Source organism: Plantactinospora sp. CA-294935, from assembly GCF_050936445.1.
In the GTDB taxonomy this organism is placed as follows: domain Bacteria; phylum Actinomycetota; class Actinomycetes; order Mycobacteriales; family Micromonosporaceae; genus Plantactinospora.
In genome coordinates this window covers 6166587-6188535 of sequence record NZ_JBNJMU010000001.1, presented here as the reverse complement: position 1 = coordinate 6188535, position 21949 = coordinate 6166587, and the positions used below count along the sequence as shown (strand labels likewise).

The following is a 21949-nucleotide window of genomic DNA, read 5'->3' as shown; positions in this document are numbered from 1 at the left end:
GCGAGCGACCGCAGGATCGCGATCGCCCGCGCGCCGCCTGGCAAGGTCACTTCGTCAGCGCCTGCATCTGCTCACGGGCCGTGGCCAGGGCGTCCTTCGGGGAGGCCTTGCCCACCAGTGCGGCCTGTACGCCGGTCGCGAGGGCCTGTTCGATCTGGGCGAACTGGGGGTAGATCCAGAACGGGTCGGGCTCGGCGGATGCCCCGATGCTGGCGCTGAACTCCTTGGTGAACACGTCCGCCTGGACCTCCGCACCGGACAGGCCCGCTGTGGTGGTGGGCGGAAGACCTGCCTTGGCGAACCATTCGGCGCCGTACTTCGGGTCGCTGGTGAGCGTCGCGGCGAACTTCGTCGCCGCCTCGGCACCGTTGCCCTGCACGACCGCGATCGCGTGTCCCCAGGCCAGGTTGCGCGACTTCGCTCCGCTTGCCAGCACCGGCCGGGAGGTGGGCCGCAGCTTCTCGCCGAGCTGCTTGTCCGAGGCGGTCTTGAGGACCGCACCCCGGCCCGCGATGGCGTCCTCGTAGTAGCCGACCTTCCCCTGGGCGAACAGGGCACGGGCGTCGAACCGGTTCACGTCGGGGGCGATGAGCTTCTCGTCGTACAGCTTCTTGTACCAGGTGAGCGCCGCTACGCTGGCGTCGTCGCCGACGACCACCCGGCCATCCTGGACGACCGGCGAGCCGAACGCCCACATCCAGGCGATGAAGTCCTTGAGCTGGTCGACCTTGGTCATCGCCGCCCACGGCACGATCCCGTTACCGAGCCCCTTGAGCGCGCGCAGCGCCTGCTCGAAGTCCTCGACGGTGGTCGGCGCGGTGCTGATGCCGGCCCTGCCGAGCAGTTCGGAGTTGCCGATCAGGCCGATCCCCGCCGTGGTCCAGGGCAGTCCGTACTGCTTGCCCTGGACCTTTCCGATGTCCAGCGCCGCCTGGGTGTAGCCGCCACCGGTCGCCGGCGCGCCGAACTCCACCAGCTTGCCGGTCGCGGCCAGGGTGGCGAGCCAGGCGACGTCCACCTGTACGGCGCCGGTGAGCGTGCCGCCACGGACCTGTAGCAGCACCTGGTTGAGGTAGTCGTTGTACGGGTACGACGCGGTGGTGATCTTCGCGCCGTTGGCGCCGGCGTACGTGTCGAGGAGCGCCTGGAGCGCGTCCTTCGTCGACGCCTCGTTGAGCGACCATCCGGTGAACGAGAAGTCCTTCCCGCCGTCGTCACCCGACGACCCGGCGGAGCCGGTGGTCGACGGGGCGCAGCCGGCGAGGGCCCCCGCGCCCAGCGTGGCGCCGGCGCCGAGGCCCACGAGCCGGAGCAGGTTACGGCGGGACAGCGAGCTGGCGGGAAGACTGCCTGACGATGTCATCTGGAATCTCCTGTGGTTACGGGACGAGGTGTGTGGCGTTATTGCCGGGCCGCCCGGAGCCGGACGGTCGGCGCGGGATGCGAGGCGTCAGCCCTTGACCGCGCCGGCGGTGAGGCCGGCGACGAGGTAGCGCTGGAGGATGATGAAACCGACGACGACAGGTAGCGATACGACGAGCGAGGCGGCCATGAGGTCGGGCCAGGCGGCCTGGAACTCGCCCAGATAGGTGTTGACCAGCCCCGGGGGAAGGGTCTGCTTCTCCGGGCCGGCGAGGGTGAGGGCGAAGATGAAGTCGTTCCAGCCTCGGATGAAGGCGAACAGTCCGGTGGCGACGAGGCCGGGCAGGCTCACCGGCAACACGATGCGGTGGATGATGGCGCCCTGCCCTGCGCCGTCCATCTTGGCCGCCTCGATCAGTTCGTCGGGGATCGTGTCGAAGAAGCCCTTGAGTATCCAGACACAGAGCGGCAGCGTGAACGTCGTGAACGAGAGCACCAGCGCCAGGTAGGTGTTGAGCAGCCCGTACGCGCTGAAGACCAGGTAGAGCGTGATGAGCAGGAGCGCCTGCGGGAACATCTGGGAGGCCAGCACCAGGTACATCAACGACCGCCGGCCGCGGTAGCGGAACTTCGCGAAGGAGTACGCGGTGTAGCCGGAGACGATCACCGTGAGGAGCGCGGTCAGCAGCGAGACGACAAGGCTGTTGCCCAGGTAGCGGGCTAGCGCCGGGTTGTCGGCGAGGTTGGTGAAGTGCTCGAAGGTCACCGTCCGGGGCCACAGCCGGGGCGGGAAGGCGAACACCTCGTCGTTCGGGGTGAGCGCGGTGACCAGCAGCCAGTAGACCGGGCTGAAGGCGAAGGCGCCGATCACGGCGACGGTGGCGGCCGCACCGAACGGCCGGGGCCGGCGTCGGCGTCGGGCGCGTGGCGGGGCGGCGGGGGTGCCGGCATCCTTTGCCGGCAGAGTCCTGGATTCGGCGATCGTCACGACTTCTCCCCTCGTTCGGAGGCCCAGACGTAGACCACGACGAGGACCGACAGCAGCGCCATCCAGAGCGCGCCGAGCGCGGCGGCGCGGCCCAGGTCGAAGCCCTTGAACGCGGTGTCGTAGACCGAGACGGCGAAGGTCGTGGTGGCACCGGCGGGCCCGCCGCCGGTCAGCACGTAGATCGTGTCGAAGTGCTGGAAGTTCCAGATGGTCTCCAGCAACAGCACCACCCCGACGATGCCGCGCAGGTGGGGCAGGGTGACGTGCCAGAACCGGCGCAGCGTACCGGCCCCGTCGAGTGCGGCCGCCTCGTGCAGCGTCTGCGGCACGGTCTGGAGACCGGCCAGCAGCATCACCATCATCCAGGGGAAGCTGGCCCAGGACTTGGCGACGATCACCGCGAGCATCGCCGTACCGGGCTGCCCGAGCCAGCTGATCGGGTCGTCGACCAGGCCGAGGCGTACCAGCAGGCCGTTCAGGACCCCGTAGTTGGCGTTGAAGATCCACATCCAGACGAACGACACCACGACGCCGGGGATGATCCACGGGAAGAGGAACAGCCCTCGGAGTACGGCCCGGCCGGGCAGCCGGGTGTGCAGCGCGAGCGCGAGGGCGAAGCCGATCGCGAACGGGATGAGCGTGCTGGCGACGGTGAACACGAGGGTGTTCTGCAGCACCGGCCAGAACTGGTCCGCGAGGACGGTCCGGAAGTTGTCCAGTCCGGCGAAGCTGCGCCCGGGCAACACCAGGCTCTGCCGGAACAGGCTCGTGGTCAAGGACCCGACCAGGGGATAGAGCACGATCGCGCCGAACAGCACCAGCGCCGGCAGGGTGAGCAGAAAGCCGAAGGTACGGTCGGAGAGCCGGCGGCCGGCGGTCATGACACCACCTCTGGCGTGCTGAGCCGCTGCGGCGTGACGTGGGCCGGGCCGACATAGCCGAGACCGATGCTGATCGAGTCGGCCGCTTCGATCACGACCCGCACGAGTTCCGCCTCGCGCTGCGGCAGGTCGATCGCGGACAGCGGGCCGGACACCGACAGGCCGGCCACCACCGCTCCGGATCCGTCCCGGATCGGCGTCGCGACGCAGGCCCGGCCGAGGGCCAACTCCTCGATCTCGGTGGCGTAGCCCCGGGCCAGCGTACGGGCGATCTCCTCGTCGAGCTGCTCGTGGCTGGTGACCGTGCGGGGCGTGTAGGCCGGCAGCGCCTCGCCCGGCAGTACGCTGCGCCGCTGCTCGGCGGTGAGCCCGGAGAGCAGCGCCTTGCCGAGGCCGGTGGCGTGCAGCGGGTTGTACTGCCCGGCGAGGACGAACGACCGGGGGGCGTTCCGGCCCTCGAAGTTGAGCAGGTAGAAGAGCCGGTCGCCACGCCGTACCGCGACGTTGGCGCCCAGCCCGAGCTCGGCGGCGAGGTTCTGCGCCGTCTGCCGGGCCTCCCGGTGCACCGGGTGGTTGTTCAGGACCGAACCGCCGAGCGAGACCAGGTCGAGCCCGAGCCGGTAGAGGCCGCTGATCGGGTCGCGGTCGACGAAGCCGGCGCTCTCCAGGGTGGCCAACAGCCGGGACGCGGTGGAGAGGCCGAGGCCGGTCGCCTTGGCCACGTCGGAGACGCGCATCTCGGACCGCCCGGCGCTCAGGGCGCGCAGCACGCCCAGTGCCCGCTCGACGCTCTGGTTGCTGCCGGATTCCGCTGCCATGTGAGACCCTCTCTGAAAGTTACTTGCGCGATCCGGGAAGCTAATCCCGCAGGTTGCATGCGGTCAACGCCCGGATGCCGTGGCGACCTGCCTCGGCATCCGGCGTCGACCGCTCGTCAGGGCCGGGTGAAGCGGACCGCGTCCGCCCGGGTGGCGCCGGAACCCGCCGTCAACGTCACCGCGGCGAGTCCCTCCGGTAGCTGGTACGTGCCGATCGAGTGCCACGACCCGCCGGTGGCGCACTGGTCGACCGGCACCGTCACCCCGCCGACCGTGTACGTCGCGTCGGCGCTGCAGATCGTGTTCCCGGGTGACCAGACCTCGACCTGGTAACTGCCGGCCGGCAGGATCGCGCGCCAGGTGGCGGTGAGCCCGGCCGTTCGGGTGTACCGGCTGCCCGACCCGTCGAAGCCCTTCAGGCTGCTGGAGAGCCAGCTACCGGACTCGCCGTACGCCGGGTTGTCCGGATCGCAGGTCGACGGCGTCCCCTCGTTGGTGACGACGACGACCCGCTCCACCTCGCCGGGCAACGGCTCGATCGAATGCGGCTCCGACGGCTCCCCGCCGCCGGCGCTGTTCGTCGCGGTCACCCGGTAGGTGCCGGCGACACTCTCGTTGTCGAGCACCAGACTGGTGCCGGTCGACGAGCCGACCACCAGCTCCGGGCTGATGCCGCAGTCCTGCCGTAGCTGTGCCGTCACCACGTACGACCGGGTGCCCTCGACCGGGTCCCAGCTCAGCGTCGTGGTCCCGGTGCCGGTGTCGTGCTCCAGGCCGGTGACCCGCCCCGGCACGGCGGTGTCCCGCCCGACGGTGTGCTCGGCGGTGCCGCCGCCGGTGAGCCGGTACGTGTGTCCCCCGGCGACCGGGAAACGCAGCGCACCCGTGACCGGGTCGATCCGGTAGCCGACCCGGGCGCCGGTCCTGGTGTCCCGCACGGTCAGCGAGCGGGGATCCCAGCCGGTGTTGGCGTTCTCGACGGTGACCGCGTCGCGGCCCCGGCCGGCGGTGTAGCGGGACCCGGTCGAGACCGGGTACACCTCGGCCTTCAGCGCCCCGGCCTTGCCGGTGACCAGGACACCCTTGCCGCCGGCGAAGGCGGGGATCCGTTCGGCACCGATCGCGTAGCCGCGCAGGGTCGTCGGTCCGTGGAACACCGCTCCGGTCTCGATGTCGATCCACTTGCCCGCCGGCAGGTAGACGTCCCGGGTCTGCGCCGTGGCGAAGTCGGCGCCGAAGACCGGGGTGGCGAGCAGCGATTCGCCGAACATCCACTCGTACTGCCGGGTGGTGTCGTTCGCCAGGCCATAGGTGGCCGGGTCGTCCGGGTAGGCCAGCGGCAGCGGGGTCACCGCGCTCGGGAACCCGGTCTCGTACCCGTCCAGCACCGCGTCGTAGATGTACGGCCGCAGCGCCTCGTGCCACAGCGCCAGCCGCTTCACCGACGCCGCGTAGTCCCCGCGGCCGAGTTCCCACGGGCCCTTGCCGAAGGTCAGCACCGGCAGCATCGCGTTGAACTGGGCGTTGCGGACGAAGTACCGCTGGTACGCCGGGTCCCCCAGCGACGGTCCCGGGGTGCCGCCGACGATGTCGGGGGACAGGTTGCCGGCGCCGGAGGCGGCGTAGTTGAGCAGGTTCACCGGCATCCGGTCCGGGTCCTCGTGGTAGACCTCGCCGGTGCCGTAGATGGTGTCGTTGATCCGGATCATGTCACCCGGCACCGAGTACGCCGCGTTGCGCACCATCAGCAGTTCGCTGGCGTCGTGCAGCGCGTTCTGGACCGCGTTCCAGTTGCCGTCGAGGTGGAAGTTCGGGTCGTAGAGCATGGTGTCCTCCTTGAACCCGTCCACCCCCCACAGCCGCAGCCGGTCGACATACCAGCGCACCGCCTCCGGGTTGGTGCCGTCCAGGACGTAGCTGGCGCCGGACGGGAACTGGGCCCGGGTCACCACCCGCGGCGTACCGTCGGCGTTGCGGAGCAGGTAGCCGTGGTCCAGCGCCTCCTGCAGGAACGGCCCGTCGTACCTCGGGTTGTGGTTGCCGCCGTCGGCCGGCAGGGCCTTGAAGTTGTTGCGGGCGCCGAGCAGGAGCTTGATGTCGTTGTCGGCGAAGAGCTTCTTCAGCGCGTCCGGATCGGGGTAGCGCGGGTTGGGCAGCCCGTCGTCGCGGCCCTCCTCGGCGGTGTCGTCCCACATCCCGAAGCTGTTCGTGGTGCCCTCGACCTTGTTTCCGCGCGGCCCCGGCCAGAAGCCGGACCCGACCACGCCCCAGCTCAGCGGGTAGCCGTGGTCGAGGAACCCCTGGACCGTGTCCAGCACCGAGGACTGGTACGTGTCCCAGGCGAGGGCGCCGTACGCCTCCCAGCCCAGCCCGAAGGCAGACTCGGCGGGCTTGGCGTCGAGGTACCCGTGCCGGTGCCGGGCCTGCCGGTAGTCGGCGTACACCTGGCGCAGGTCGCGGCCGACGAAGTAGTACAGGCTCTGCACCTCGTCGACGCCGGCGGCGCCGAGCCGGTTCTCGTCCGTGGTGAGACCGACCCGCTTCTGGCCCTCGGCGAACCACACCTGGCCGAACCGCTGCTTGGGGAAGACGGTGAAGTTGGTGATAAAGCGCTTGCAGCTACCCTCGTTGGTCAGGTTGTCCAGCACCAGGCCGGTCAGCTCGGTGCTCGGCCGGACCTGCACGTTGCCGCTGCACGGTGTGCCCTGCTCCGGCTGCCCGTCGGCGAACGAGCCGTAGTCGCCGAGCCCGTACGCCGGGGCCACCCCGCCGGTACGGAAGTCGACCGTGCTGCTCTGCCCGGGCAGGTCCGGCACGGTGACCCGGGCGTACGTGTCGGTCGGCTGGATGTGCACGGTGACCCGCGCGCCGTCCGTCATCGTGACCGCCAGCACTGCGGTGGCGGACCTGGGACCGGAGACCAGCCGGGTGTCGGCGGCGTCGCTGAAGTCGGTCGCGGTGGAGGTCTTGATCCGCAGGCCGGAGGTCGGGTGGGCCGGCGCGACGGGCTTGCCGGTCGGGGTCTCGAACGAGTACCGGAAGCCGTCCTTGACGATCCGCATCCGGTAGGTCGTACCACGGATCACGATGCTGTCACCGGCGTCGACCACCCGCCGGCCCGGTCGGTCGGTGTCGGGTTGGCCGGCGGCGGGGGCTGCGGCGGTGAGGCCGAACCCGACTATGACCGTGGTGGCGACCGCGGTTGTCCGCGTGGCGCGTTTCCGCATGATGGGCTCCTGAGTCACCGGGCGGCGGGGGCACGCCCTGGGGGTGAAGGTGTGGAGTGAGCGACCCTATCTGGAAGTTGCTTGCGCGATACGGCAAGATATCCCGCATGTTGCACAAGGTCAACCGCCAGCCGGGAGTCTGTAGTGGAGATTGAGCGGGTCGAGACCCACGTGGTGAAACTGCGTCCACCGGAGGCGTACCTCGGCGCGCGGCCGGACGGCGGCGACGGCGACGCGTACTATCTCCGGCCCCCGTGGCGCAGCCTCTACTCCGACCGGTTCGAGACGCTGCTGGTCAAACTCACCTGCGTCGACGGCACGTACGGCTGGGGTGAGGCGCTCGCCCCGGTGGCGCCGGAGGTGCCCCAGGCGATCGTCGACCGACTGCTCAGCCCCGCGCTGATCGGCCAGGACCCGCGCCGGGTACGCCCACTCTGGGCCCGGCTCACCGGGCTCATGCGGGAACGCGGTCACCTCGTCGGGCACCAGGCCGACGCGCTGGCCGCCGTCGACACCGCCCTGTGGGACCTCGCCGGCAAGGCGTACGGCGCACCGGTGCACGCCCTGCTCGGCGGCGCGTACCGCACCGAGGTGCCGACGTACGTCTCCGGGCTGCCCAAGCCCACCGACGCCGCCCGCGCCGAACTCGCCCGCGACTGGGTCCGGCAGGGAGTACGCGCCATCAAGCTGCACCTCGGGCACGGGGTCGACGCCGACCTCGCCACCTACGACGCCGTCGCCGCCGCCCACCCCGAGCTACGCGTCGCGGTCGACGCGCACTGGGCCTACGACACCGCGGACGCCCTGCGGCTGGGACGGGCCCTGGACGAACGGCGGGCCTGGTTCCTGGAGGCGCCGCTGGTTCCCGAGGACGTCGACGGCCACCGGGAACTGGCCGCGGCGATCGCCACCCCGGTCGCCATCGGCGAGGCGCTGCGCAACCGGTACGAGTTCCGGACCTGGCTCGCCGCCCGCGCGGTCGACCTGTGCCAACCGGACGTGGCCCGGACCGGGATCACCGAGGCGATGGCGGTCGCGGAACTCGCCGCGGCCCACCACGTGCCGGTCGCCCCGCACCATTCGGTCGGCCTCGGGGTCGCGGTCGCCGCCGGCCTGCACCTCGCCGCCGCCGTCGAGGCGATGCCGGCGTTCGAGTTCCAGCCGGGAACCATGGCCGTCGCGAGCCGCATCCTCAGCGCGCCGCTGCCCGGTGGCCCGGTCTCCTTCCCACTCCCCGACACCCCCGGCCTCGGTGTGGACGTCGACCTATCTCTCCTGGAGGACCTGTGACCCGATCACCCGACGTACGCGGCCTGATCCCGGTGCTCGCCACCCCGTTCGCCGACAACGGTGAGCTCGACCTCGACTCGTTGCGCCGGCTGGTCGAGTTCCAGGCCGCAGCCGGCGTCGACGGGGTCGCGGTGTTCGGTTTCGCCAGCGAGGGCTTCGCCCTCTCCACCACCGAGCGGGCCCGGATCCTCGACGTCGTGACCAACGTGGTGGGCCCACACCTGCCGGTGGTCGCCGGGGTGGCGGCCACCGGTACGGCCGAGGCCGTCGAGCAGGCACGCCGCGCCGCGGACCATGGCGCGAGCACCGTCATGGTGGTACCGCCCTTCATGGTGAAGCCCAGCGCCGCGCAGGTGGTCGACTTCTACGGAGCGGTCGCCCGGGACGGCGGCCTGCCGGTGATGGTGCAGGACGCCCCCGGAAGTACCGGGGTGACCATGCCGGTGCCGCTGATCGCGGAGGTGTCCAAGGTTGACGGCGTCGCCTCGGTCAAGGTGGAAGCCCCGCCGACCGCGCCCAAGGTCGGCGCGGTGGTCGAGGCCGTCGCCCCGCACCTGCTGGTACTCGGCGGGCAGAACGCCCTGTTCCTGCTGGAGGAGTACCGCCTCGGCGCCGTCGGCACCATGCCCGCCTGCGAGTTCCCGGACCTGCTGCGGCCGGTGCTGCAGAACTGGGCGGCGGGTGACGTCCGGTCCGCCCGCGCCGCGTTCAACCGGCTGCTTCCGCTGATCCGGTTCGGCCTGCAACCGGGAATCGCCTGGTCGGTCCATAAGCACGTCCTGGTCCGTCGCGGGATCATCGACTCCCCGGCGGTCCGGCCACCGGCGGTGGACGCCACCCCGGGCACCCTGGCCGCGCTCGCCGACATCCTCGACGACCTGGGGCTCCGGTGACCCGGGGAGTCCTGGTCGTCGGCTCCGGCTCGCCGATCGGCCGGGCGATCGGCCGCGCCTTCGCCGACGCCGGGGACACCGTGGTAGGTGCCGCGTTGGAGCAGGTCGACGACTCCCCGTATGCGGCGGACCTGGTCGGGGACTGCGCGACCGCGACCGGCGCCGAAGCCGCGGTAGGCGCCACCGTCGAGCTGGCCGGCCGGCTCGACGTGGTGGTGCTCGCGGCGGCCACCATGCCGGTGGCGCCGATCACCGCGACCACCGATGCCCAGTGGCGCTCGGCGCTCGACGCCACCCTCGGCACGGCGTTCGCGGTCAGCCGTGCGGCGCTGCCGCTGCTGGCGGCGACCGCCCGGCGCGACCGCCCTCGGCTGTCCGGCCCCGCGATCGTCGCGGTGAGCTCGGTCAACGCCACCCTCGCCGCACCCGGCCTGCCCGGGTACGCGACCGCCAAGGCCGGGCTGGAGGGACTCGTCCGCCAGCTCGCCCTGGAATACGGCCCGGTGGGCGTACGGGTCAACGCCGTCGCGCCCGGCTTGATCGGCGGCGACGGGATTCCCGACGCCTCAGCGGGCTACCCGCTGGGGCGTACCGGCACGCCGGAGGAGGTGGCGGCGGCGGTGTTCTTCCTCGCCGGAGCGGGCTTTGTCACGGGCGCGGTGCTGCCGGTGGACGGCGGCCTCACGATCGCCTCCCCCGCCGCCTTCCTCCGGCCGGACCTGCGGGCCAGATGGCTGGCGCCCGGCGGAGCGGCGTAGGGCCGGTACCGCACCCGACGCCGGCCACCTCCGCCCTGCCCCGGACACGACGGGCGGGAAACGTCGTGGGCCCAGGACCCGACGACTGGACGCCGTGCCCAGCCCTCGGCCAGGTCAGTCGCCGCCGTCGCTGGTGACCTTGACGGCGGCACCGAGGGTCGGTGCCGCCGTCCTGGCGAGTTCGCCGGCACGGGCCAGATCCGCGCCGTCCGCCACGACGATGCTCACCGCCGATCCTGTCGCACGATCGCGTCGCAGCGTCGCCCCGACGACGCGGTACCGAGCGACCACCGCGTCGTACGCGGCGATCGCCTCGGCGGGGAAACCGTCGCTGAAGTCGGTCTCGACGCGGAGCGAGGGCCGCACGCCACGCTCGGTGCTGACCTCCAACGAGGTCACTTTCGAGAGTGGCTGGTGCTGGTCGCCGTCGGCCATCATGTCCTTGAACAGCGCCATCGCCCCAGCGGAATCGACCGCGGTGACCTTGATCTCCCAGCGGTCGGTCTTCTCTTTCCAGGGCGCATCCTTGATGTCGCCGGTCACCACCCGGTCGTCGTCCGTCAGAGAGTGCCACAGCGCCAGTACCTTGCCGGCGCGGGTCTTGTCCGCGACAACGGTGAAGGTGATGCCGTCCGCCGTGATCCGGCCGGTGGTGTTGTCGTGATCGGCGACGTACTCCCTCAGCTCGTTCGCCAGCTCGGTCACGCGGTCGGCCGAGGTGCCGTCCTTGAGGATCAGCACGCCGCTCGCCGTTCCGAGGAAGGGCAGCGTGTTGTTGTCGGTGGTGTGGATTTCGGCGACGTCCGGCGTGCCGGCCCAGTCGTCCTCGAAATCCGCGGCGAGTGCCGAGCCCTTGTCGATGGCGCAGCCGGTCAACAAGGTCAGGCCCAGCGCGAACGCGATGATCGACACCGGCCACCGCAGGCCGTTTCTTCCCACTGTCGTCTCCTTCAAGGGGTAACCGGCCGGGGCCGATCAGGCCGAGACCTGGCCTGCAGGGGTCGCGACCGTCTGAAGCCTGCGGGGGTGTTCGTCGACGGTAGGCAGGTTAGCCTCCTTGATCAAGGCGAGGGCGCACCGGGGGCCTGATCACCAGCTTCTCCCGCGGCACACAGTCGGCACCGTCGTGGCCCTGCGCCCGCGGTCGACCAGGTGCTGCCGAGTGGACCCCCGCCCGGTCACGCTCCGGAGCTGCCGCACACTATGCCGACGACACGACGGGAGGGTGCTGTGACAGTCCGCGGAACAGACCGGCCGGTGATCCGACCGGAGATCGCCGAGAAGCACGACGGCCGGACCGGAGGGCGGAACCCGACCGTGGTCGACCGCGTCCGACGCGTCATGGCAATCGGCCGTACGGCAACCCGGATCGGGGTGGTGGTTGCGCTCGCCGTCACGATGCTGGGAGTCGATCCCGCGACGTCCGGCGCCTGCGCCTGCGGGGCGTTCGTCGCCAACGACAAGCTGCGTGCGCAGCAGGAGACCGCGCTGGTGGAGCTGACCGGCCGCACCGAGTCGATCACCCTCTCGGTACAGGCGCGTTCCGAGGCGACCCAGGCGGCGTTCCTGATGCCGGTTCCCGCCCGCGCCCGGTTCGCGGTGGCCAACGGGGAACTGTTCAGCGAGCTCGACCGGATCAGCCGCCCGGACGTCGAGGTGCGGCGCGTGCGGGTGGACGGTGACGGCGCGGGTGCACCCCCGCAGTCCGATCGCGGCGCCACCGTCGTCGACCACATCGAGATCGGGCCCTACGAGGTCGCCCAACTCGCCGGCACCGACGCCACCGCCGTGACGCGCTGGCTGGGCGACAACGAATTCACCCTGCCCGCCGCCCTCGAAGGCGCGCTCGGACCGTACCTCGCGGAGGGTTGGCTCGTCGTCGCGGTGCGCCTGGCCCCGACCTCCGGGAGCCTCTCCGCCGGACTGCCGCCGATGCGGCTGGAGTTCGAGACCGACACTCCGGTCTACCCGATGCGACTGTCGGCCACGGCCGAGGGCAGTCAGCCGCTGCGCCTGTACGTGCTGGCCGACCACCGGATGGATATCAGCAATCCGGCGCCCAGGGGCAAGGCGCCCGATCTGACGTTCGCGGGCGAGGTGAAGCCGGACCCGCAATATCCGACGCTGTCTGCGGCGTTGGTCGGCCCCCGCTTCCTGACCCGCTACGACGGGGAGTTCAGGCCCGCGCAGATCACCGACGACATCCGCTTCACCCGCTCCGCGACCGACGAGCCCCACCGCGCGGTCGTGATCGTCACGGAGTACGTCCGCTCACCGTGGCCGATGCCCGCGGTGCCGCTGATCCTGCTGGGCTCGGCGCTGGTCGCCGTCGCCATCGCCGTGGTGGTCGTGGTCGTACGCCGACGGTCGGCCAGGGCCTGACGGCGTGCTCCTTGCTGGAGGCTCACCCCGACGGCGGTCGAGTCGGTGCCAAGGCGACGGCGAAAACGATTTGACGGCGACGATAGTCTGATCCTCCGTACTTTCGGCGGATCGTGAGTCGCGAGGGGGCCCTGCCCGCTCAAGACTCAGGAGCCGCAATGCGCCGGGCGCCCGCCCTCTCCTTTCTCCTCGTCACTGTCTTCCTCGACATGCTCGGGCTCGGCCTGATCGTGCCGATCGTGCCGGCCCTGATGACGGCCGTCACCGAGGACGCCGCCGCCGCGGTCTTCTGGTCCGGCCTGCTCGGCTCGATCTACGGCCTGCTGCAGTTCGCCGTCTCGCCGCTGCTCGGTCGGCTCTCCGACCGGTACGGTCGACGGCCCGTCCTACTCGCGTCGCTGGCCTGCCTCGGCCTCGACTGGCTGGCCCATGCGATGTCACCCAGCCCCTGGACGCTCTTGGTGTTCCATGCCCTCGCCGGTGCGTGCGCGGGAACGAACACCGTGGTCAACGCGTACATCGCGGACGTCACGGAGCCCGAGTCGCGGGCTCGCGCGTACGGGCTGATCGGCTCCGCGTTCGGGCTCGGCTTCGTTGCCGGCCCCTCCGTCGGCGGCCTGCTCGGCGCCGTCGACGTACGCCTGCCGTTCTTCGCCGCGGCCGCGCTGTCCTTCGCCAACGTCGCGTACGGCTGGTTCGTCCTGCCCGAGTCGCGGCCCGGCGACCGGACCACCCCGCTCACCCTGCGGCTGGCGAACCCGGCCGGGGCGGTCGCCGTCGTCCTGGGCCGGCCGGTGCTCGGACGGCTCGGGTACGCCCGCTTCTGCGCCGATGTCGCCCGCATGACCCACCAGTCGACCTGGACGTTCTTCCTCACGTACCAGTTCGCTTGGAGCACCACGCACGTCGGCGTCGTGATGGCGGCGGGCGCGTTCGCCGGCGCGGTCTTCCAGGCGCGGGCCGTCGGTCCGGTCGTCCGACGGCTCGGCGACAAGCGTGCCGCGGTGGCCGGCAGCCTGCTCGGCGTCGCGTCGCTGGCAGGTACGGCGTTCGTGTCCGTGCCGTGGATGCTCTACGTCCTACAGGCGGTCGGCGTGCTCGGGTCGGTCGGCGGTGCGGCCGCACGATCGTGGATCTCCCGCAACGTCCGGGCCGACGAACAAGGGACCGTGCAGGGCGCGCTGACCGGGATCGGCGCCATTGCCGAGACCGTGGTGCCGGTTGCGGCCGGGACGGCGTTCGGGTGGTCGCTGACGTACGCGTCACCAGGTCTGGTCTTCGCCGGTGCGGCCGCCTTCGCGGCCGTGTCGACGCTGTTGCTGGCCGCTACGCCCGACACCCGGACGGCGCCGATCGGATAACGCCGGTGCGGTCGGCTGGGCATGCACAGGACTCCGACGGTTTCCTGCGCCGCCCGGACGACCGCACCTCACCTCGTGGCGCAACTCGCACAACCCGCACCTGAGGTTCCACAACAACCGGCGCGGCTACGGGCTGGCCCGGTTCACCGCGACGTGCGGCGGCCGTGAGCGTCGTGCCGGACCTTCGGTCTACTACTGCCTGGACCGGGCCGGCCAGCGCCGTCGGGAAGCCAGGGCCCGGGAACGCCAGGCCCGCGAGGGCCGCTGAACCGGAGAGCCGAGGCCGTTCCCGCACCAGAACGCCAGACCCCGAACCGAGTTCGGCACCCTACGGGTGTCCACGAGGTCTCCGGTTCAGGTTCCGGGTGGTCGCCGAACCCGAAACCGGAGACCTCGTTACATCACGACCTCCGAGATGCGAAGATCCGTCGGATCCCGGGGCCCCTCGTTGCCCGCCCTGGCACCTCAGCACGGGTGGCAGCCCCGGCAGGTCCGTGCCGGCCGGAGGGCGTGACCTCCTCCGGACCGTCGGCGGCCGGCCCGGAGGAAGGCTCCGGCCCAGCTCACCGTGCAGGTGCCGGTGTGCTGCTCGGATCCTTTGCGGTATGTCCAGTATTCGGATAAAAACTCGCTATCGTCGGGTGGACGGATGTTCGGGGCCGAGGCGACGGGGGGACGGGCGATGTCGCGGGGGCGGGTCGGTGACCGTGTCGTCGAGGCGGTCGGTGCCGCCGCGGGTACCGCCGCGGATCCCAGGGCGGGGGTGGGGCAGCTCCGCGGCCGGGTGGCCCGGCCGGCCGCGGTCGGGATCGCGGTCGCCCTGGTCGTCGGTTATCTGCTCGGCCGCCGCCGTCGCTGAACCAGTTCGGCCGGTCGGATACGGGGGACCAGTCATGCAGGAGATTGTCGGAGAGGTCGTTGCCCGCCGCCTGGTCGAGTGGGGCGTCGACACGATCTTCGGGCTTCCCGGCGACGGGATCAACGGCCTGATGGAAGGCTTCCGTCGACAGCGGGACCGGCTGCGGTTCGTCCTGGTCCACCACGAGGAGGCCGCGGCCTTCATGGCCACCGGGTACGCCAAGGCGACCGGGCGGCTCGGCGTCTGCGCCGCCACCTCCGGCCCAGGAGCGATCCACCTGCTCAACGGGTTGTACGACGCGAAGCTCGACCACGTGCCGGTACTGGCCCTCACCGGCATGTCGGAGACCTCGGTCATCGGCTCCCAATACCAGCAGGAGGTGCACACCGACCTGCTCTTTCAGGACGTCGCCGGCTACAACGTGGTGGTCATGAACCCGCAGCAGGTGCCGGGTGTGGTCGACATCGCCATCCGCACCGCCCTGGCCAGGCACACCGTGGCACACCTGACCTTTCCGAACGACGTGCAGGTCGCGGCGGCCACGGCCGACCCGTACCGGCACGTCAGCCCGGGAGCCCCGCCACGCAGCAGTCCGTCGGTCGCCCGTCCTCCGGTGCCGGCCGCCCAGGAGGAACTGGAGCGGGCCGCCGAGGTGCTCAACGCCGGCCGCAAGGTCGCGATGCTGGTCGGTGTCGGCGCCCGGAACGCCCGCGACGAGGTGCTGGCCGCGGCCGACCGCCTCGCCGCGCCGATCGTCAAGACGCTCCCCGGCAAGCAGGTCGTTCCCGACGAGCATCCGCTCGCCACCGGCGGTCTCGGGCTGCTGGGCACGAAGCCGAGCGAGGAACTGATCGAGGAGTGCGACACCCTCCTGATGGTGGGGACGAACTTCCCGTACTCCAGTTATCTGCCCTCGCCGGGGCAGGCGAAGGTGGTCCAGATCGACCGGGACGCCGACCAGATCGGCATGCGGCTGCCGGTGGCGGCGGCGGTCACCGCCGACGCCGGGCTGGCGCTCAAGCAGCTCGTGCCGATGCTGCGACCGGCCTCGGACCGCTCCTTCCTCGGCAAGTACCAGCGGGCCCGCGACGAGTGGCGGGCGGACATGAAGTCGCTCTGCGACCCGAGCCGGCACCCGATCGCCCCGCAGTACGTGGTCGGCTGCCTGGACGAGATGGCCGCCGACGACGCGATTCTCACCTGCGACTCCGGCACAATCGCCACCTGGTCGGCACGGCACTGGACGATCCGGGGCGGCCGGGAGTACTACCTCTCCGGGAACCTCGCCACGATGGCCTGCGGCCTGCCGTACGCCATCGCCATCCAGCGCGCGTACCCCGGGCGGCAGGTGATCGCGTACGTCGGGGACGGCGGCTTCGCGATGCTGATGGCGGAGTTCCTCACCGCGGTCCGGCACGAACTGCCGATCAAGGTGATCGTCAACAACAACAACGCGTACGGGCAGATCCTCTGGGAACAGATCGTCCTCGGCTATCCCGAGTATGCCGTCCGGCACCCGCAGCCGGAGCCCGACTTCGCCGCCTGGGCCCAGAGCTGCGGCGGGTACGGCGCCAAGATCACCGAGCCGGGACGGGTCTCCGCCGCGATCCGGGCGGCCCTGGCCCACCCGGGGCCGGCGCTGGTGGACTGCCAGGTCAACGCCGACGAGCCGCCGATGCCCGGCAAGGTGCGCTACGAACAGGCGAAGGCGTTCACCGAAGCGTTCCTGCGCGGTGAGCCGAACCGGATGGCCAAGCTGGCCACGGTCACCCGCGACAAGATCAACCAGCTTCGGTCATGAGCGAGCGCGGCAGGCGGGTCATCGGGCGCGGCGTGCCGGCTGGCGGCGCGGAGCGAACCGGAGTACCGAGATGAGTGCGACACACCTGCCCGACCCGGTCACCCGGGCGCCCGGGCCGGTCGAGGGGATCGACGTGTCGGGGCTCGCGGCCGACCTGCGCGCCGTGGTGGACGGGGAGGTGCGGTTCGACGCCGGCTCCCGGGCCGCGTACTCGACCGATGCCTCCAACTACCGCCAGGTACCGCTCGGGGTGGTGCTGCCACGTACCGTGGAGGCGGCCGTGGCGGCGGTGGCGGTCTGTCGGCGGTACGCGGCCCCGGTGCTGTCCCGCGGCGGCGGTACGAGTCTGATCGGCGAGTGCACCAACGTGGCCGTGGTGCTGGACTGGTCGAAGTACTGCCACCGGGTGCTGGAGGTCGACCAGGAGCGGCGGACCTGCCTGGTCGAGCCGGGCATCGTCCGGGACACGCTCAACGAGCGGCTGGCGTCGTACGGGTTGGAGTTCGGCCCGATGCCGGCGACCCACGACCACTGCACCGTCGGCGGCATGCTCGGCAACAACTCCTGTGGTGCCAGCGCCCAGCGCACCGGCAAGGTGGTCGACAACGTCGTCGAACTGGAGGTGCTGCTCTACGACGGCACCCGGATGTGGGTGGGTGAGACCAGCGACGAGCAGTACGCCGAGATCCAGCGCGGCGGCGGTCGGCGGGCCGAGATCTATCGGCAGCTCCGGGCGCTGCGCGACGAGTACGCCGACGACATCCGCGCCCGCTTCCCGAAGATCCCCCGCCGGGTCTCGGGCTACAACCTCGACAGCCTGCTGCCGGAGAACCGGTTCCACCTCGGCCAGGCGCTGGTCGGCGCGGAGGGGACCCTGGTCACGATCCTGCGTGCCCGGTTGCGTCTGCTGCCCACGGTCAAGGCACGGTGCCTGGTCGTGCTCGGCTATCGGGATCTCGCCGCCGCCGCCGACGACGTGCCGCGCGTCCTGTCGTACGACCCGATCGCCCTGGAGGGGATCGACGACAAGCTCATCGACTTCGAGAAGCGCAAGCACCTGCACCCGGCGGCCCTGCACCTGCTGCCGCCGGGCGGCGGCTGGCTGATGGTTCAGTTCGGTGCGGACACCGAGCGGGAGGCCGACGAGGCCGCGCAGCGGTTCAGCGCCGAGACGCAGGGGCTGGACGGGCCGATCGTCTTCCGCTTCGAGGAGGAGGCCGACGAGGCGCAGCTCTGGGCGGTCCGGGAGGCCGGCCTCGGCGCCACCGCCTGGGTACCCGGGATGGCCGACACCTATCCCGGTTGGGAAGACTCGGCCGTCCCGCCCGAGCGGCTCGGCGCCTACCTGCGCGACCTCGAACGGCTCTACCAGGAGTTCGGGTTCGAACAGGCGTCCCGCTACGGGCACTTCGGGCAGGGATGCGTGCACAGCCGGATCCCCTTCGAGCCGCGCACCGCCGACGGCGTACGGCAGTTCCGGTCCTTCGTGGAACGCGCAGCGGACCTGGTCGTCTCGTACGGCGGCTCGTTCTCGGGCGAGCACGGGGACGGACAGGCCACCGGCGAACTGCTGCCCCGGATGTTCGGCGAGCGGGTGGCCCGCGCCTTCGGCCAGTTCAAGGCCATCTTCGATCCGACCGACCGGATGAACCCCGGCAAGGTGACGCCCGCCTACCCGATGGACACCCAGTTGCGGCTCGGCGTGGACTACAACCACGGCCCGGTCGACACGGTGTTCCGCTACCCGGAGGACGCCGGCAGCTTCCCCCGGGCGGTACTGCGCTGCGTCGGGGTGGGCAAGTGCCGCCGCGAACACGGCGGGGTGATGTGCCCGTCGTACATGGTGACCCGGGAGGAGGAGCACTCCACCCGGGGCCGGGCGCGGCTGCTCTTCGAGATGCTCGACGGTACCGACCGGGGCGGCACGATCGGCGACGGCTGGCGCTCCACCGCGGTCCGCGACGCCCTCGACCTCTGCCTCGCCTGCAAGGGCTGCAAGTCCGACTGTCCGGTGAACGTCGACATGGCCACCTACAAGGCCGAGTTCCTCTCCCACCACTACGCCGGGCGGCTGCGACCCCGCGCGCACTACTCGATGGGCTGGCTACCCGTCCTGGCCGCGGCCGCGTCGCGGGTACCCCGGCTGGTCAACAGCCTGACCCACGCGCCCGGCCTGTCCCGGTTGGTCAAGTCGGCGGGGGGCCTGGACCAGCGCCGTGAGCTGCCGCTCTTCGCCGAGCAGACGCTCCAGCGCTGGTTCGCCGACCGGACGCCGAGCGGCGACGGGTCGCGGGGCGAGGTGGTGCTCTGGCCGGACACCTTCACCAACCGGTTCCACCCGTCGGTCGGCCGGGCCGCCGTCGAGCTGCTGGAAGCCGCCGGCTGGCGGGTACGCATGCCGGCCGAGACCGTCTGCTGCGGCCTCACCTGGATCTCCACCGGCCAGTTGCACACCGCCAGGCGAGTGTTGCGGCGTACGGTGGCCTCGCTGCGGCGTCATCTGCGGGCCGGCGCACTGGTGGTCGGCCTGGAACCCTCCTGCACCGCGGTGTTCCGCGCCGACGCCTTCGACCTGTTCCCCGACGACGAGGACGTACGCCGGCTCAAGCGGCAGACCGTGACCCTGGCCGAACTGCTACACGAGCACACCCCCGGCTGGCGGCCGCCCCAGCTCTCCCGGACCGCGTTGATCCAGACCCACTGCCACCAGCACGCCGTGCTCGGCACAACTGCCGAAGCGGCGGTGCTGCGCCAGGCCGGGGTGACGGCGCACTTCCTCGACTCCGGCTGTTGCGGGCTGGCCGGCAACTTCGGCTTCGAACGGGGGCACTACGAGGTCTCCGAGGCCTGCGCCGAACGGGTGCTGCTGCCGGCGGTACGCGCCGCCGAACCGGGCGATGTCATCCTCGCCGACGGATTCAGCTGCCGTACCCAGATCGAGCAGGGCGCGGCGGACGGGCGCGCCGCGATCCACCTCGCCGAGTTGCTCCGCGCCGGACTGCGCGGCGATCACGGCGAACCGATGCCGGAACGCCGGTGGGCGCAGCGCCCGGACCAGCCCACCGCGCCGCTGCGGGCGCTGGTCGGCGCGGCGGCCGGGGTCGCGGCGACCGGCGCGCTGATCGGCGCGCTGAGCGCGCTGGCCGGCACCCGTGTCCCGGGGCGCGGGCCGGGCGCGTCCGGGACCGGCACCAGCCGCCGGCGGTGAACGGGATGCGGCTGGTCGCCCGGGCCTACCGGGTGCCGACCGACGCGCCCGAGGCAGACGCCACGCTCGCCTGGTCCAGCAGCACCCTGGTCCTGGCCCAGGCGAGCGCCGACGGGTTCACCGGGCTCGGCTGGACGTACGGGCCGGCGGTCACCGCCGGTGTCGTCACCGAGTTGCTCGCGCCGGTCGTGACCCAGATCGACCCGGACGACGTACCCGCCGCCTGGCTGGCGATGCACCGCGAACTGCGCAACGCCGGCCGGCCCGGGATCGGGGCGCTGGCCCTCTCCGCGGCGGACAACGCGATCTGGGACCTCAAGGCCCGCCGGCTGAATCTGCCGCTGGCCCGCCTGCTCGGTACCGTACGGCGCCGGCTGCCCGTCTACGCCAGCGGCGGATTCACCAGCTACGACACGGAGCGGCAGCACCGTCAGTTGGCCGCCTGGACACGGGAGCAGGGCATCCCCCGGGTGAAGATCAAGATCGGCGGCTCGTGGGGGGCCGAGGAGAAACGCGACCTGGCCCGGATGGCAGCCGCCCGTCGCAGCATCGGTGGGGAGGCCGAACTCTACGTCGACGCCAACGGCGGTTACCGGCGCAAGCAGGCGATCCGGGTGCTGCGGGCGGCCGGCGACCTCGACGTCCGGTGGTTCGAGGAGCCGGTCAGCTCCGACGACCTGGCCGGGCTGGGCATGGTCCGGGACCGGGTGACCGCCGACGTGGCGGCCGGCGAGTACGGCTACGACCTGGCCTACTTCCAGCGCATGGTGCCGTACGTGGACTGCCAGCAGGTCGATGTGACTCGATGCGGTGGGATCAGTGAGTTCCTCCGGGCGGCAGCGGTGGCCGCGGCGGCCGGACTGGAGGTCTCCGCGCACACCGCGCCGAACCAGCACCTCGCCGTCGCCGCGGCGGTGCCGAACCTACGCCACCTGGAGTGGTTTCACGACCACGTCCGCATCGAGACACTCCTCTTCGACGGCGCGGTGCAGGCACTCGGCGGCGACGTGCCGGTGAACCTGACGGAACCGGGCAACGGGCTGGCGCTGCGGCAAGCCGACGCCGAGCCGTTGCGGATAGCCTGACGGGCCTCTGATCCACGATCGATCCTGCCCATCCCCGGCCGACGCGCAACGTCATTACAGCCCACGTATATTTACCGAGGACTTTGCCGACGCTCTGGATCGCGTGCCGCCAACCGCCCGGCGACCGTCACGCTGTTCGTCGCTGACCGCCGGATTTCCCCGCCCGTCCGGGGCGGACAAGCCGCGCACCCGACGGCGACTCCGGCCAACTCGGCCCATGCCAATACTAATAGACGATCGTTGATATTTCGACCCGTAGGTGTGATACTTGCTGGAAGCGCTCCCACAGTGATCGTCAGCGCCGAGGAACGGAGGATGTACAGTGCGTTCACACAAGCCCGATCAATCCGGTGGGCGAGCCCGGTCAGCCGCCCGCCAGCCCCTTCGAGCGCTTGTCATTGTGCTCGCCATGGTGGCCAGTACGCTGACCTGGACCGGCACGGCCCAAGCTCATGGCACCATCGTCAATCCGGCGTCTCGGGCCTACCAGTGCTGGAAGGACTGGGGAAGCAACCACACGAACCCGGCCATGCAGCAACAGGACCCCATGTGCTACCAGGCGTTCCAGGCCAACCCTGACACCATGTGGAACTGGATGAGCGCGCTGCGCGACGGCCTCGGCGGGCAGTTCCAAGCCCGTACCCCCGACGGACAGCTGTGCAGCAACGCTCTCTCCAGGAACAACAGCCTGAACAACCCCGGATCGTGGAAGGCGACGAACGTCGGCCGCAGCTTCACGGTCCAGCTGTACGACCAGGCCAGCCACGGTGCCGACTACTTCCGGGTCTACGTCACCAAGCAGGGGTTCAACCCCACCAGCCAGCGCCTCGGTTGGGGAAACCTCGACTTGATCACGACGACCGGGCGTTACGCGCCGGCGCAGAACATCTCGTTCAACGTCTCGACCTCTGGGCGCACCGGCCACCACATCCTCTTCGTGATCTGGCAGGCATCGCACCTGGACCAGGCCTACATGTGGTGCAGCGACATCAACATCTCCTGATCCGCAAGACCGACAGCCACGGAACTGCTCCGG

16 protein-coding genes are annotated in these 21949 nt (G+C 71.3%); 10 read left to right on the top strand and 6 right to left on the bottom strand.

Features of this window, described 5'->3' with window-relative positions; genetic code table 11:
• Nucleotides 1-46 precede the first annotated feature (46 nt).
• The 5 genes from ACQEVC_RS27365 to ACQEVC_RS27345 form a co-directional block, all read right to left on the bottom strand.
• Nucleotides 47-1363 (bottom strand): sugar ABC transporter substrate-binding protein, encoded by a 1317-nt coding sequence (locus ACQEVC_RS27365; RefSeq protein ID WP_432882887.1) that lies wholly within the window; start codon nucleotides 1361-1363, stop codon nucleotides 47-49.
• An 87-nt stretch (nucleotides 1364-1450) separates the two neighbouring features.
• On the bottom strand, nucleotides 1451-2350 hold the full coding sequence (locus ACQEVC_RS27360) for a carbohydrate ABC transporter permease (protein WP_432882884.1): 900 nt from the start codon (nucleotides 2348-2350) through the stop codon (nucleotides 1451-1453).
• Nucleotides 2347-3231 carry a carbohydrate ABC transporter permease gene (locus ACQEVC_RS27355; protein ID WP_432882881.1) on the bottom strand — a complete coding sequence of 295 codons (885 nt, stop codon included), beginning with the start codon at nucleotides 3229-3231 and terminating at the stop codon, nucleotides 2347-2349. The genes ACQEVC_RS27360 and ACQEVC_RS27355 overlap by 4 nt, the downstream gene beginning before the upstream one ends.
• The gene (locus ACQEVC_RS27350; RefSeq protein ID WP_432882878.1) at nucleotides 3228-4049 is read right to left on the bottom strand and encodes an IclR family transcriptional regulator; all 822 of its coding nucleotides are present in this window, start codon (nucleotides 4047-4049) and stop codon (nucleotides 3228-3230) included. Before ACQEVC_RS27350 ends, ACQEVC_RS27355 begins: the two co-directional genes overlap by 4 nt.
• A 116-nt stretch (nucleotides 4050-4165) precedes the next feature.
• Entirely contained in the window at nucleotides 4166-7276 is a 3111-nt protein-coding gene (locus ACQEVC_RS27345) for a TIM-barrel domain-containing protein (protein ID WP_432882875.1), read from the bottom strand.
• A 144-nt stretch (nucleotides 7277-7420) separates the two neighbouring features.
• Between ACQEVC_RS27345 and ACQEVC_RS27340 the strand changes: the two genes are divergently transcribed.
• From ACQEVC_RS27340 to ACQEVC_RS27330, 3 genes are read left to right on the top strand one after another with little or no spacing between them, the layout of a single operon-like run.
• Entirely contained in the window at nucleotides 7421-8566 is a 1146-nt protein-coding gene (locus tag ACQEVC_RS27340) for a mandelate racemase/muconate lactonizing enzyme family protein (protein WP_318395754.1), read from the top strand.
• A complete protein-coding gene (locus tag ACQEVC_RS27335) occupies nucleotides 8563-9459 on the top strand; it encodes a dihydrodipicolinate synthase family protein (RefSeq protein ID WP_432882872.1) in 897 nt (298 codons plus the stop codon). Before ACQEVC_RS27340 ends, ACQEVC_RS27335 begins: the two co-directional genes overlap by 4 nt.
• Entirely contained in the window at nucleotides 9456-10217 is a 762-nt protein-coding gene (locus ACQEVC_RS27330; RefSeq protein ID WP_432882869.1) for an SDR family NAD(P)-dependent oxidoreductase, read from the top strand. Before ACQEVC_RS27335 ends, ACQEVC_RS27330 begins: the two co-directional genes overlap by 4 nt.
• Before the next feature lie 114 nt (nucleotides 10218-10331).
• Here the strand turns inward: ACQEVC_RS27330 and ACQEVC_RS27325 are convergent, their stop codons facing one another.
• Complete coding sequence (locus tag ACQEVC_RS27325; protein ID WP_432882867.1) at nucleotides 10332-11156, bottom strand: hypothetical protein; 825 nt, start codon at nucleotides 11154-11156, stop codon at nucleotides 10332-10334.
• Nucleotides 11157-11474: 318 nt separating this feature from the next.
• On the opposite strand from ACQEVC_RS27325, the gene ACQEVC_RS27320 reads away from it, so the two are divergent.
• The 7 genes from ACQEVC_RS27320 to ACQEVC_RS27290 all read left to right on the top strand — a co-directional run bounded on the left by ACQEVC_RS27320 (nucleotide 11475) and on the right by ACQEVC_RS27290 (nucleotide 21916).
• Complete coding sequence (locus tag ACQEVC_RS27320) at nucleotides 11475-12599, top strand: DUF2330 domain-containing protein (protein ID WP_432882865.1); 1125 nt, start codon at nucleotides 11475-11477, stop codon at nucleotides 12597-12599.
• 158 nt (nucleotides 12600-12757) lie between these two features.
• Nucleotides 12758-13960, top strand: a complete 1203-nt coding sequence (locus ACQEVC_RS27315) for an MFS transporter (RefSeq protein WP_432882862.1) — start codon at nucleotides 12758-12760, stop codon at nucleotides 13958-13960.
• A gap of 649 nt (nucleotides 13961-14609) precedes the next feature.
• The gene (locus ACQEVC_RS27310; RefSeq protein WP_432882859.1) at nucleotides 14610-14819 is read left to right on the top strand and encodes a hypothetical protein; all 210 of its coding nucleotides are present in this window, start codon (nucleotides 14610-14612) and stop codon (nucleotides 14817-14819) included.
• Between the two features lie 34 nt (nucleotides 14820-14853).
• Complete coding sequence (locus ACQEVC_RS27305; protein ID WP_432882856.1) at nucleotides 14854-16620, top strand: thiamine pyrophosphate-dependent enzyme; 1767 nt, start codon at nucleotides 14854-14856, stop codon at nucleotides 16618-16620.
• Between the two features lie 70 nt (nucleotides 16621-16690).
• Nucleotides 16691-19828 (top strand): FAD-binding and (Fe-S)-binding domain-containing protein, encoded by a 3138-nt coding sequence (locus tag ACQEVC_RS27300; protein WP_432882854.1) that lies wholly within the window; start codon nucleotides 16691-16693, stop codon nucleotides 19826-19828.
• A 5-nt stretch (nucleotides 19829-19833) separates the two neighbouring features.
• The gene (locus ACQEVC_RS27295) at nucleotides 19834-20913 is read left to right on the top strand and encodes an enolase C-terminal domain-like protein (protein ID WP_432891711.1); all 1080 of its coding nucleotides are present in this window, start codon (nucleotides 19834-19836) and stop codon (nucleotides 20911-20913) included.
• 409 nt (nucleotides 20914-21322) lie between these two features.
• Nucleotides 21323-21916 (top strand): lytic polysaccharide monooxygenase auxiliary activity family 9 protein, encoded by a 594-nt coding sequence (locus tag ACQEVC_RS27290; protein ID WP_432882851.1) that lies wholly within the window; start codon nucleotides 21323-21325, stop codon nucleotides 21914-21916.
• Nucleotides 21917-21949 lie beyond the last annotated feature (33 nt).